Below are 12,703 nucleotides of genomic sequence, written 5' to 3' on the forward strand. Positions count from 1 at the left end.
TGATAGCGCGTTTTTTTATTGGCTGCAATTTATTAAAATTGCTGGAGTTTTTCATGCAGCGCCTCAAATTGAACTTGATCCAGTCCAACCAAGGCTAATAAGTTGCTCAGCATGTCAGCAGGCAATTTACCCGCTTGCTGCAGCATCGAAATCTCACTGATGATATTGGCGCGCCAAACCACTGCGGCAATCCCCTCATGCGGCCGGGTATGTACGTGGGCAAGTTTATCCAGTTCAGCTTCAAAAATACTGGGTAACTGCCAATATCTTGCTAATAATGCACTTAAGGTAAGTGATTTGGCCGTCATCACTTGTCGGAATAACCAAGAATTTGGCTGCTCACCAGGCTCTGCTTGCACAAAAGCATCAAGCAACATTTTGAAGATGGCGAGCTTACCCACATCATGCAGTAATCCTAATAGGAATGCGGTGTCCCTATCTTCTTCACTCAGCTCGCTAGTTAAAAAGGCCACCTGCATTGAATGACGCCAAATCTCAGCGCCAAAACGCCGAAAATAAATGGGTTTAATATCTAGCATCTCACGCACTAGGCAGCTAGTCACAAAGCAACGTAACTGTTCACGGCCAAGTTGTACTAAAGCTTGCTGCAAGCTAGTCACTTCCCGCTCACCACGCTTAAAGGCCGGTGAGTTACACAGCTTAAGCACTTCGACGCTCAGTAAAGGATCTTGCTCGATTAACGCCAACAAGTCTTTAGTATCAAACTGTGGATCAGCTAACTTACGGTCTAACTCCAATACCTTAGAGGGAAGCTTAAGCACCTTTTCTGCAATCACTTGTGGCGATGCTAAGGCGAGCTCTATTTCAGCCATTACTCGCCGTTCAAGGTTATTAGCAACGCCACCAGCATCTTTGGTTCTGGCGGGGAATAACAAACTATAAAACAGCGCCGCTAAGTCAATACTCATCGAAGTATCACATTGCTCTTCTACACGTTTTTTAGGTGACGCTGTCGTTATAGGTTTGCTGAGATCGGTCTGACTAAAGCTTTTAGGTCGCTCAAGTGTTGCTTGTTCACGGATATTAAAAATTTTGTTGAATATGGATTTAATCAAAATATTCCAACCTATGAAAGCTGTGTTTACTGAGCCAGTATTACATTATCCGTCCATTGTAATTGATATGCTAGAGCAGCCAGTATCAGTATTATGTGCAGCTTGAGTATATGTTGCCAAACTTAAGATAAGGTTACCAAGTCGAATTGTTTCACGTGAAACCATAGTCCAATTTAGCTTGATAGCGTGAGCAATTTTAATGGCTGAAATGAGCATGCAACAACTTAACCGCTCGGTGAAAAACAAACATAATGTATAGTGATTAGCACGACTCAAAATTGGAAGGCGCTTATGAAACTCTATATCGGCAATAAAAACTACTCTAGCTGGTCGCTCCGAGCTTGGTTAATGGCAGCGAAATCAGGCGTTAAGTTCGATGAAGTGCTATTACCACTCGATACCGATAGCTTCTACCAGCAACTCCAATCCATTTCGCCAACGTTAAAAGTACCAACACTGGTCGATGGTGACATTACCGTTTGGGATTCACTGTCAATTTGTGAATATATCAATGATTGTTATCTTTCAGGCACTGCATGGCCACAAGAGCCAAAACAAAAAGCCAAGGCTCGCTCCCTCGCCTGTGAAATGCATTCAGGCTTTCATGCCCTGCGAAATGCCCTGCCTATGAATATCCGTGCCCGTCGATATGTCGAGCTTAACCCCGCTGTTCAGCAAGATATTGCACGCATCGACAGCATTTGGTCTCAGCAAATGACTGAGTTTACCCCATCCAAAAATCAGGGCACTTGGTTATTTGGCGAGTGGTCAATCGCCGATATGATGTTTGCACCAGTGGTAATGCGCTTCTTTACCTATGAGATTGAAGTCTCGCAAGCGAGCCGAGCGTATATGGAATTTATTGTGAGCCAGCCAGAAATGCAGGCTTGGATAACTGCCGCAAAAGCGGAGACTGAAATTGTCGAAGCTGATGAGGCAGGTGTTGATAGGTAATTTTTTGCAAAAGAAAAGGGAAAGCTAAGCTTTCCCTTTTTTATCAATCACTTTAGTCTGTAAAAAACGATATTAAACGTCTAGATATTAAACGTCTAAGTTAGCCACGTTCAGCGCGTTGGCTTCAATAAACTCACGACGCGGTTCTACTTGATCGCCCATCAAGCAAGTAAACAATTGGTCTGCGCCGACGGCGTCATCAATGGTCACTTGCAGCATACGCCGTGATTCAGGATCCATTGTGGTTTCCCACAATTGCTCAGGGTTCATCTCACCCAATCCTTTATAACGTTGGATATATAAACCACGTTTAGCTTCTGAAATCGTCCAATCTAGTGCTTCAATGAAGCTGCCGACTTCTTTCACTCGGTCACCACGTTGCACATAACCACCGGCTTCAATCAAGCCTTCTAGGGCTGCACCTAACTTAGCAATACGTTGATAATCCATTGATTGGAAGAAGTCATAGCTAAATAGGTAATGCGTGTCGATACCATGTTTACGAATGGTGATCTTTGGCAGATACACTTTACGCTCAGGATCGAGTACAGGCTCACCAGAATACAGCACGCCGCTATTTTCTAATTCCACCAACTCATGGATAAAGGCGTCTATCCATTCCTTCATCTTAGCTTCATCGGCCAACATCTCATTGCTGATCATTGGGTGGTAAAGCATCCGATTAGTGATATGCGTTGGATAACGTTGCTCTAAACGGGCAACAATCGCCTCTACTTCGCGGTATTGCGTCACTAAACGCTCTAATGGCTCACCCGACATACCTGGCGCACCTTGAGATGGATAAATGCTGGTGCCATCTAACGCTTGAGTGGTCAAATACTGAGTCAGTGCCGCTTCGTCTTTCAGATATTGTTCTTGCTTACCTTTCTTCACTTTGAATAAAGGTGGTTGAGCAATATACACATAACCACGTTCAATCAGTTCAGGCATTTGGCGGAAGAAGAAGGTCAACAGCAAGGTACGAATGTGCGAGCCGTCGACGTCAGCATCCGTCATGATGATGATGTTGTGGTAGCGAGTCTTATCTGGGTTGTATTCATCACGACCAATACCACAGCCAAGTGCGGTGATTAGTGTTGCAACCTCTTGAGAAGACAGCATTTTATCGAAACGGGCTTTCTCAACGTTTAAGATTTTACCTTTCAGTGGCAGAATCGCTTGATTCTTACGATTACGTCCCTGCTTAGCGCTACCGCCAGCAGAGTCCCCTTCCACTATGTAGATTTCTGAAAGACCAGGGTCTTTCTCTTGGCAATCCGCCAGCTTACCAGGCAAACCACCTAAATCGAGCGCGCCTTTACGACGCGTCATTTCACGGGCTTTACGCGCCGCTTCACGGGCACGAGCCGCATCAACAATCTTACCAACGATTAACTTAGCATCGGCTGGGTTTTCAAGCAGATAGTCGTTTAGCTTTTCACCCATGGTTTGTTCAACCGCGGCTTTCACTTCGCTAGACACTAGCTTGTCTTTGGTTTGCGAGCTGAACTTAGGATCGGGCACTTTAACCGAGATAACAGCCGTTAAACCTTCGCGGGCGTCATCGCCAGTCGCGTTGGTTTTGCCTTTCTTGTTATAACCTTCGTTTTCCATGTAGTTGTTGAGGTTACGTGTCAACGCACTACGGAAACCGGCTAAGTGAGTACCACCGTCACGCTGCGGGATGTTGTTGGTAAAACAGAATATGTTTTCTTGGTAACCATCGTTCCACTGCATCGCCACTTCAACGGTAATGCCGTCGTCACGCTCCTGCATAAAGTGGAATACATCTTTGTTTACCGGCGTTTTATTACGGTTCAAGTAATCAACGAATGCGCTGATACCGCCTTCGTATTTAAAGAATTCGTTTTTATTATCACGCTCGTCGACTAAGCGAATCCCCACACCAGAGTTAAGGAACGACAGTTCTCGCACCCGTTTAGCCAGGATTTCAAAGTGAAACTCAACATCACTGAAAGTTTGCTCACTTGGCCAGAAACGGATTTCGGTACCCGTTTTAGTTGCATCACCAATCTCTTTGATTGGCGCATCAGGTACACCATGGGTGTAAAACTGCTCGTGGACTTTACCATCGCGACGAATGGTTAATTGCAGCTTTTTAGAAAGCGCGTTGACCACCGACACACCCACACCGTGCAGACCACCTGACACTTTATAGGAGTTATCGTCGAACTTACCACCAGCATGCAGAACCGTCATGATAACTTCTGCGGCCGATACGCCTTCTTCTTCATGGATAGAGACCGGAATACCACGGCCATCATCCTTAACAGAAACCGAACCATCCACATGGATAGTAATTGTGATATCAGTACAATGGCCCGCTAAGGCTTCATCGATAGAGTTATCGACTACTTCGAACACCATATGATGTAGACCCGTACCGTCGTCGGTGTCACCAATATACATCCCAGGTCTCTTACGTACTGCATCAAGGCCCTTAAGGACCTTAATACTCGAAGAATCGTAACTATTCTCTGACATATTATTCTCTCAATGGTTATTCAATTACCGTTACACGTCCGTGTTCCACATGGAACATCCTACTGGGAGGCGTGTGTAACGAATCGACTATTGCTGCTGGCTCAATGGCGGTCACAAACACTTGTGCACCAGTGTCCACTAGCTGTTTCAGCAATAGCTGCCTATGCTGTGCATCCAACTCGGATGGAAGATCATCCACAAGATAAATACTGTGTTTATCTATTTGTTGTTTGAGCAACTTTCCCTGTGCAATACGCAGTGCACAGACTAATAATTTCAATTGACCACGGGACAGGGCATCCTGCGCCGGCAAAGTGCCTACACGAAGTCTTAAGTCAGCTTTATGGGGACCGCTGACGGTATGACCCGTAGCCAAATCTCTGGGATATTGTGATTCGAGAAGTTGTGCAAAATCCGTTTTGCTATCCCATCCGCGGGTAAATGAAACCTTAACATTCACCTGCGGTAAAAACTCCTCGATTATACCCTTAAGTAGCTCATTTAACGAGTCTACATAACGGTTTCGTATTTCAGTGACCTGCTCGGTATAACGGACAAACTCCCGATCCCAATATTGGATTTGATCATAGGGAGAATTATTCCTAAGTAGCTGATTTCGTTGCTTAAGAACTCGCCTCACATTCACCCACGCCGCATAAAACTGTGGGTCCGAATGAAAGGCCCCCCAATCAATAAACTGCCTGCGGGATTTTGGACCTTCAAACAATAACGAAAAGCTTTCCGGCGTGATGACTTGTATGGGCAAGGTTTCAGCTAAAGTCGATAGCCGTTTGACCTTTTCGCCGTCAATTTTGACTTCGGTTTCGCCACTGCGAAAACGCCGCAGACCGATTTTACTGTCGCCGCGGGGTAAATTTAAGGTCGCAAACAGGGTTAGTTTGTCTTGGTCGTTATTGATGACTCGTTGAGATAAGTGGCTGCGAAACGAACGCCCCATCCCGAGAAAGTAAATCGCCTCAAGAATACTGGTTTTGCCACTGCCATTTTGACCATAGATCAGATTAATCCCTTCACTCGGGCTCAGTTGCGCCAATTGAATATTGCGAAAAGAATCAATATTAAGACGGATAAGGCTCATGCGTTACTCATCAAACCGTATCGACGGCTCAGGCCAAGACTCAGGACTGTTATCATACCGCAATTCACATCCATTAGAGTTAATAAGGCAACAAGAGATAAGGTTTGAAGACATATACGCCGCTATAAAGCGGCGTATGGCACTGCGTAGAAATAGGATGACTATAAGCGCATTGGCATAACCACATACATGGAATCTTCTTCCAAGTGGTTTTCCAGCAAGGCACTTGAGTTACCATCGATTAAGGTGATACGCACATCATCGGACTTAAGGTTGTTGAGCACGTCCAATAAGTAACTGACGTTGAAACCAATTTCGAGTGGCTGATTGTTGTAATCCACATCGATGATTTCTTCCGCTTCTTCTTGCTCTGGGTTATTAGCGGTGATTTTCAGTAACCCCGCCTCTAACTGAATGCGTACACCACGAAACTTCTCATTCGATAAAATAGAAGCGCGCGTTAAAGCTTGCTTGAAGTGGTTACGGCTGGCGATAACGATTTTATCACCGCCCTTAGGTAACACGCGGCGATAATCGGGGAAACGACCATCGACTAATTTACTGGTAAAGACAGTAGTGCTGGTGGTCGCACGAATCGCATTATCACCAATGGCAATTGCGATATCTAAATCGTCGGCTTCCAACAAACGCGCCATTTCCATCACGCCTTTACGGGGCACGATGACTTGTTTTTCAGGTAATTGTGCATCTATGGTTCTGTGACTTAAGGCTAAGCGGTGACCGTCGGTAGCAATGGCGCGCAGCACATTACCTTCGGTTTCGAGCAATAAACCATTCAGATAGTAACGAACGTCTTGGTTCGCCATCGAAAACTGGGTCGCATCAATCAACGACTTCAGCACGCCTTGCTTAAGGGTGAATTCGATTTCCGCCTGAAAGGCTTCCACATTGGGGTATTCTTCTGCGGGCAGGGTTGCCAGCGAAAAACGACTACGGCCAGAGCGTAACAACCACTTGTTATCTTGCTGCTCGACCTTAAGCTCGCTTTGCTCAGGCAAAGATTTAACGATATCTAACAGCTTCTTAGCAGGAACTGTAGTTCGACCTTCTTCGATATCACCATGAATAACCGCCTGACCGACTAACTCAACTTCAAGGTCAGTACCTGTTAATTTGAGTGAGTGACCACTAACTTCTACAAGGAGATTTGCCAAAATAGGCAAGTTATGGCGTCTTTCTACCGCACCACAAACCAATTGAAGCGGCTTTAATAGGGCGTCCCTATCAATTGAAAATTTCATAGTGTCCAAATTCCTTGATTTTAAGAAGATAAGGTTCTAATCAAGTTAGCATAATCTTCTTTAATGTCGTGACTCTCTTCCCGTAGCTGAGCAATCTTACGACAGGCATGTAACACTGTGGTGTGATCTCGACCACCAAAGGCATCACCAATTTCCGGCAAGCTCTGGTTAGTTAATTCTTTGGATAACGCCATGGCCACTTGTCTTGGGCGCGCAACACTGCGCGAACGACGCTTAGACAACATATCAGCCATCTTGATTTTGTAGTATTCAGCTACGGTTTTCTGAATGTTGTCTATAGTGACTAATTTTTCCTGCAGTGCCAAGAGGTCACGTAGTGCTTCACGCACAAAATCAATCGTTATTGGGCGACCGGTAAAGTTAGCGTTGGCGATCACGCGGTTTAACGCCCCTTCTAACTCGCGTACGTTTGAACGTAAGCGCTTAGCAATAAAAAAGGCCACTTCATCGGGCAGGTTAATGCCGCTCTCTTGCGCTTTGCGCATCAAAATCGCCACGCGAGTTTCAAGCTCTGGCGGTTCAATAGCAACTGTTAAGCCCCAACCAAAGCGGGATTTTAATCTGTCCTCTACCCCGTCGATCTCTTTTGGATAACGATCCGATGTCAGGATGATCTGATGGTTACCTTCAAGCAGTGCGTTAAAGGTATGGAAAAATTCTTCCTGGGATCGGTCTTTATTGGCAAAAAATTGAATATCGTCGATAAACAGTGCATCGACACTACGGTAATAGCGTTTGAATTCTTCGATCGCATTGTTTTGCAGCGCTTTGACCATGTCTTGCACAAAACGCTCGGAATGCATATAAACCACTTTAGCATTGGGATTATTTTTAATGATCCCGTTACCGACAGCGTGCAACAAGTGAGTCTTACCTAGACCAGTTCCACCATATAAGAATAGTGGGTTATATGCACCGCCTGGATTTTCAGCTACTTGCAATGCAGCCGCTTTACCAAGTTGGTTTGACTTACCCTCAACGAAGTTATCGAATTGATAAGTTGGATTGATATTGCTGCGATGGTTAGTGTTAGTCACAGGCTCGGTGGTATTAAATGATGTACCAACAGAAGCCTTAGTTTGGGGATTGGGTACGCGCACTGCTGCGACGGGCGCAGGTTCTGGCTTTTTCGCGGACGGACGACTACCGATATCGAAGCGTAGCTTAGGCGCATCATTACCCATTTGCTCAGTAAAAAACTGATTAATGATATTGATGTACTTATCCCTAACCCAATCGAGCACGAAGCGGTTAGGCGCATATAACACCAAAGTATCTCCATCCATTTCGGCTTGTAACGGTCTGATCCACATACTGAACTGCTGAGCAGAAAGCTCATCTTGCAGTCTTCCGATACATTGTTGCCAAAGTGAAACCGCCACTAAGTTATCCCCAAAAGATCATCAAAAAGAGGTGTATTCTATAGCGAGATCTCAAGGATCGCTATCCTTAAAAAATAATTATCCCCAACAAGATCATTCTTTGTCAGCATCCTCGATCATCAAAGATCAAATTCGATCCTTTTATTCAACAAATAGGGAAAATCCCGCTTTATTAAGCGATCCAGATTGATCTATAATGGCGCCCCTTTGATCTGTTAACAGTTCCTCTTAACTACTAGATGTAGTGTCCATACACAGAGTTATCCACATCTTATAGTGTGTGGGGGGAGTTGATCTAAGGATACGCTGGCAGAAATAACCCACTTGCTGACTTTCGTTGTTGACGGGGACAAGTAAAGTGATTACAATTCGGCCTCTTTTTTACCCTTACCTCTATTCGTGGAGATAAGGATATGTTCACTAATAACAAAGACGGATTGCCATCATGAGTAAACGTACTTTTCAACCTAGCAACCTGAAGCGCAAGCGTTCTCACGGCTTCCGCGCTCGTATGGCTACTGCAGGCGGCCGTAAGGTGCTTGCACGTCGTCGTGCGAAAGGTCGCGCTCGTTTATCTGCTTAATTAAGTGGATAACTAGTTGACTAGCTATACCTTTACGCGGGAGTTACGCTTGCTAACTCCCGCGCAATTTAAATCTGTATTTTCCAATCCCATCAAAGCATCTTCTGCTGAAATAACCTTGCTTGCCATTCCTAATTCGGAACAACATCCGCGTCTGGGTCTTACTGTTGCTAAACGCTACGTAAAACGTGCCAATCAGCGAAATCGCATTAAGCGAGTGATCAGAGATAGTTTTCGCCTCAATCAACACAATATTCCTCATCTTGATATTGTTGTGCTGGTTAGAAATGGGGTGATGGAAATGGAAAATGCCGAACTCAACAAGTTGATAGAAAAGCTATGGCGCAAACTCAGTCGCCGCTACAATGGCTAGCAACCACGTTTATTCGTGGCTATCAAATCTTCATCAGCCCAATCTTGGGACCTCGATGTCGTTTCAATCCCACTTGCTCTCATTACGCCATTGAGGCAATAAAAGTGCACGGAACCGCGAAAGGTTGTTGGTTTGCATTGAAACGCATATTAAAATGTCACCCTTTGCATCCCGGCGGTAGTGATCCCGTCCCCCCTAAAAATGACAGGTGTAATAAATAGGCTATGGAATCTCAACGCAATATATTGCTAATAGGACTACTGTTTGTCAGCTTTTTGCTGTGGCAACAGTGGCAAGCAGACAAAGCTCCAAAACCCGTTGCAACCGAATCGTCTGTAGTGGCGAATGCGACCACTAATCACAGTGCTGATGTTCCAGAAGCGGATACTGGTGTGCCAGCAGCAGTCGCTGCGACGCAAAATCTAATCACGGTTAAAACCGATCAGCTCGATGTGCAAATCAACCCTGTGGGTGGTGATATTGTTTTTGCTGCACTGGTTTCACATAAATTGGAACAGGGTAAAGACCAGCCATTTGTTTTGCTTGAGCAAACCAAAGATTACACTTATATCGCTCAGAGTGGCCTAATTGGCCGTGATGGTATCGATAGCAGTGCTAAAGGTCGCGCCGCATTTGCCGCCAGCAAAACTGAATTTACCTTAGCCGATGGCCAAGACACCTTAGAAGTACCACTGACCTATGTGGCTGATAACGGTGTGACTTACACAAAAGTGTTTGTATTCCATCGTGGCAAGTTTAATGTTGATATCGATTACAAAATCAACAACACCTCAGCTGCTCCATTGCAAGTTCAGATGTACGGTCAGATTAAACAGACCATCAAGCCATCTGAAAGCAGCATGATGATGCCAACTTACCGTGGCGCCGCGTTTTCGACTCAAGATGTACGTTACGAAAAGTACAAGTTTGAAGATATGAGCAAGAGCAACCTCAATCAACCGACTCTCGGTGGTTGGGCGGCGATGCTGCAACATTACTTCGTATCAGCTTGGATCCCACCAGCAACCGATAGCAACACGATTTTCTCGAGTGTAAGCGCTGGCGGTTTAGCGAACATTGGTTTCCGTGGCGCGGTATATGATATTGCACCAGGTGCAACGCAAGAAATTAGCTCACAGTTCTATGTTGGCCCTAAAGATCAAAAAGCGCTATCTGCGTTATCTGATACCTTAAACCTAGTAGTTGATTACGGTTTCCTTTGGTGGTTAGCCGTTCCAATCCACTGGTTATTGATGTTCTATCAATCATTTGTGGGTAACTGGGGTGTGGCAATTATCCTGATCACCTTAACCGTTCGTGGTTTACTGTTCCCGCTTACCAAAGCGCAGTACACCTCAATGGCTAAGATGCGTAACCTACAGCCAAAACTGCAGGAACTAAAAGAGCGTTTCGGCGATGACCGTCAAAAGATGGGTCAAGCCATGATGGAACTGTATAAGAAGGAAAAAGTTAACCCTATGGGTGGCTGTTTACCTATTATTTTACAGATGCCAATCTTTATTGCCCTATACTGGGTATTGCTAGAGAGCTTCGAGCTGCGTCACGCACCATTTATGTTATGGATCCACGACTTATCAGTACAAGATCCATACTACATTCTGCCGCTGCTGATGGGTGTGTCCATGTTTGTGATGCAAAAAATGCAACCCATCGCACCGACAATGGACCCAATGCAAGTGAAGATGATGCAATGGATGCCAGTGATCTTTACCGTATTCTTCCTGTGGTTCCCATCGGGTCTGGTACTGTACTGGTTAGTAGGTAACATTGTTGCCATCATCCAGCAGAAGATTATTTATGCAGGTCTAGAGAAAAAAGGCTTAAAATAAGCCCAAGCGCTAGATAGGAGCTAACAGCTCAGCATATTCAAAAAGGCGGCTTCATTGGCCGCCTTTTCCTTTAGATAATTTGATCGATATTAATGGGTATTTCCGTGACAACTGACACTATCGTGGCACAGGCCACCGCGCCCGGACGGGGCGGCGTGGGTATCATTCGAATCTCTGGTGATAAGGCAACTGATGTGGCCATGGCCGTATTGGGTCATTTACCTAAACCCCGTTACGCCGATTACTGCGACTTTAAAAATGCCTCAGGCCAAGTGATAGACCAAGGTATCGCACTGTTTTTTAAAGGCCCTAATTCCTTCACGGGTGAAGATGTATTAGAGCTGCAGGGACACGGTGGTCAAATCGTCCTCGATATGCTGATCAAGCGCGTATTAGAAGTCGATGGCATTCGCATCGCCAAACCTGGCGAGTTTAGTGAACAGGCCTTTATGAACGACAAGCTGGACTTAACCCAGGCCGAAGCCATTGCCGACCTTATCGATGCCACCAGTGAACAAGCGGCTAAAAGCGCGCTGCAATCACTGCAAGGTGAGTTTTCGAAGGAAGTGCATGAGCTGGTGGATCAAGTCACCCATCTGCGTTTATACGTCGAAGCCGCGATTGATTTCCCCGATGAAGAAGTCGACTTTTTAAGTGATGGCAAAATTGCCAATGCACTCTACAAAATCATCGACAAACTCAGCGCCGTCCAAGCCAGTGCCAAGCAAGGCTCGATTATCCGCGAAGGCATGAAAGTGGTGATTGCCGGTCGCCCCAATGCCGGAAAATCCAGTCTACTTAATGCGCTCGCCGGTAAAGAGTCGGCGATTGTGACCGAAATAGCTGGCACCACTCGCGATGTGCTGCGCGAACACATCCATTTAGATGGTATGCCGCTGCATATTATCGACACCGCAGGTTTACGTGATACGACAGATACGGTTGAACAAATCGGTATCGAGCGCGCTTGGAATGAAATAAACAGTGCCGATCGGGTGTTGTTTATGGTCGATGGTACTACCACGGATGCCGTCGATCCCCACGATATTTGGCCGGATTTTATCGATCGTCTCCCCGCCAATTTAGGCGTGACTGTTGTCCGCAATAAGGCCGATCTCACAGGTGAAAACCTCGCCATGACCGAAGAAAAAGGTTACAGCGTGTATAGGATCTCGGCCAAAACAGGCCTCGGTGTTGACGAGTTAAAACAGCACCTTAAATCGCTGATGGGTTATCAGAGTAATCTCGAAGGTGGCTTTATCGCCCGTCGTCGTCACCTAGAAGCATTGGATGTTGCCGCGAGCCATCTGCAACTTGGTAAAGAGCAATTAGAGGTTTATCTCGCAGGTGAACTGTTAGCAGAAGAGCTCAGAATGGCGCAACTCGCCCTATCTGAAATCACTGGCCGTTTTACTTCAGACGATCTACTCGGCAAAATTTTTAGCTCATTCTGTATCGGGAAGTAAAATAGTAAAACGCATCAAAACAACATTATGATTTTAAAATAATTTTGTTTTATTGGGTGGGAAGCAATTTGAAGGGTTTTGTCGATTCTTGCTCCGTATGTGCTCCGAAGATAAATTTTGGAGCACATTTGT

General features: G+C 45.5%; 11 protein-coding genes. 6 read left to right on the top strand and 5 right to left on the bottom strand.

Annotation, left to right across the window (positions count from 1 at the left end; translation table 11 throughout):
• Nucleotides 1-32 precede the first annotated feature (32 nt).
• A complete protein-coding gene (locus SHEWPOL2_RS14340; protein ID WP_037429327.1) occupies nucleotides 33-1,076 on the bottom strand; it encodes an HDOD domain-containing protein in 1,044 nt (347 codons plus the stop codon).
• A 291-nt stretch (nucleotides 1,077-1,367) separates the two neighbouring features.
• Between SHEWPOL2_RS14340 and SHEWPOL2_RS14345 the strand changes: the two genes are divergently transcribed.
• Nucleotides 1,368-2,030 carry a glutathione S-transferase family protein gene (locus SHEWPOL2_RS14345; protein WP_037429328.1) on the top strand — a complete coding sequence of 221 codons (663 nt, stop codon included), beginning with the start codon at nucleotides 1,368-1,370 and terminating at the stop codon, nucleotides 2,028-2,030.
• A gap of 87 nt (nucleotides 2,031-2,117) precedes the next feature.
• On the opposite strand, the gene gyrB is transcribed toward SHEWPOL2_RS14345, so the two are convergent.
• The 4 genes from gyrB to dnaA form a co-directional block, all read right to left on the bottom strand.
• Complete coding sequence (gene gyrB, locus SHEWPOL2_RS14350; protein ID WP_037413473.1) at nucleotides 2,118-4,535, bottom strand: DNA topoisomerase (ATP-hydrolyzing) subunit B; 2,418 nt, start codon at nucleotides 4,533-4,535, stop codon at nucleotides 2,118-2,120.
• A 16-nt stretch (nucleotides 4,536-4,551) separates the two neighbouring features.
• The gene (recF, locus tag SHEWPOL2_RS14355) at nucleotides 4,552-5,634 is read right to left on the bottom strand and encodes a DNA replication/repair protein RecF (RefSeq protein ID WP_037413470.1); all 1,083 of its coding nucleotides are present in this window, start codon (nucleotides 5,632-5,634) and stop codon (nucleotides 4,552-4,554) included.
• Nucleotides 5,635-5,795: 161 nt separating this feature from the next.
• A complete protein-coding gene (gene dnaN, locus SHEWPOL2_RS14360; protein WP_037429330.1) occupies nucleotides 5,796-6,896 on the bottom strand; it encodes a DNA polymerase III subunit beta in 1,101 nt (366 codons plus the stop codon).
• A 20-nt stretch (nucleotides 6,897-6,916) separates the two neighbouring features.
• Nucleotides 6,917-8,299: a chromosomal replication initiator protein DnaA gene (gene dnaA / locus SHEWPOL2_RS14365; RefSeq protein WP_037413464.1), complete on the bottom strand. Its 1,383-nt coding sequence runs from the start codon at nucleotides 8,297-8,299 to the stop codon at nucleotides 6,917-6,919.
• A 445-nt stretch (nucleotides 8,300-8,744) separates the two neighbouring features.
• Here dnaA and rpmH point away from each other — a divergent pair, with 445 nt between their 5' ends.
• The 5 genes from rpmH to mnmE all read left to right on the top strand — a co-directional run bounded on the left by rpmH (nucleotide 8,745) and on the right by mnmE (nucleotide 12,571).
• A complete protein-coding gene (gene rpmH / locus SHEWPOL2_RS14370) occupies nucleotides 8,745-8,882 on the top strand; it encodes a 50S ribosomal protein L34 (RefSeq protein WP_011070423.1) in 138 nt (45 codons plus the stop codon).
• A gap of 16 nt (nucleotides 8,883-8,898) precedes the next feature.
• Nucleotides 8,899-9,255 carry a ribonuclease P protein component gene (gene rnpA / locus SHEWPOL2_RS14375; RefSeq protein WP_011070422.1) on the top strand — a complete coding sequence of 119 codons (357 nt, stop codon included), beginning with the start codon at nucleotides 8,899-8,901 and terminating at the stop codon, nucleotides 9,253-9,255.
• Nucleotides 9,222-9,476, top strand: a complete 255-nt coding sequence (gene yidD, locus SHEWPOL2_RS14380) for a membrane protein insertion efficiency factor YidD (protein ID WP_037413461.1) — start codon at nucleotides 9,222-9,224, stop codon at nucleotides 9,474-9,476. The genes rnpA and yidD overlap by 34 nt, the downstream gene beginning before the upstream one ends.
• Nucleotides 9,477-9,479: 3 nt before the next feature.
• Complete coding sequence (yidC, locus tag SHEWPOL2_RS14385; protein WP_037429332.1) at nucleotides 9,480-11,105, top strand: membrane protein insertase YidC; 1,626 nt, start codon at nucleotides 9,480-9,482, stop codon at nucleotides 11,103-11,105.
• 104 nt (nucleotides 11,106-11,209) lie between these two features.
• Complete coding sequence (gene mnmE, locus SHEWPOL2_RS14390) at nucleotides 11,210-12,571, top strand: tRNA uridine-5-carboxymethylaminomethyl(34) synthesis GTPase MnmE (RefSeq protein ID WP_037429346.1); 1,362 nt, start codon at nucleotides 11,210-11,212, stop codon at nucleotides 12,569-12,571.
• The last annotated feature ends 132 nt before the right edge of the window (nucleotides 12,572-12,703 follow it).

The sequence above is a fragment of the Shewanella sp. POL2 genome (assembly GCF_000282755.1).
In the GTDB taxonomy this organism is placed as follows: Bacteria; Pseudomonadota; Gammaproteobacteria; order Enterobacterales; family Shewanellaceae; genus Shewanella; species Shewanella xiamenensis.

Bases quoted from the DNA above. Each gene is read 5' to 3' on its own strand.
- SHEWPOL2_RS14345 (WP_037429328.1), top strand. From the start codon at position 1,368: ATGAAACTCTATATCGGCAATAAAAACTACTCTAGCTGGTCGCTCCGA.
- gyrB (WP_037413473.1), bottom strand. From the start codon at position 4,535: ATGTCAGAGAATAGTTACGATTCTTCGAGTATTAAGGTCCTTAAGGGC.
- recF (WP_037413470.1), bottom strand. From the start codon at position 5,634: ATGAGCCTTATCCGTCTTAATATTGATTCTTTTCGCAATATTCAATTG.
- dnaN (WP_037429330.1), bottom strand. From the start codon at position 6,896: ATGAAATTTTCAATTGATAGGGACGCCCTATTAAAGCCGCTTCAATTG.
- rpmH (WP_011070423.1), top strand. From the start codon at position 8,745: ATGAGTAAACGTACTTTTCAACCTAGCAACCTGAAGCGCAAGCGTTCT.
- yidD (WP_037413461.1), top strand. From the start codon at position 9,222: ATGGCGCAAACTCAGTCGCCGCTACAATGGCTAGCAACCACGTTTATT.
- yidC (WP_037429332.1), top strand. From the start codon at position 9,480: ATGGAATCTCAACGCAATATATTGCTAATAGGACTACTGTTTGTCAGC.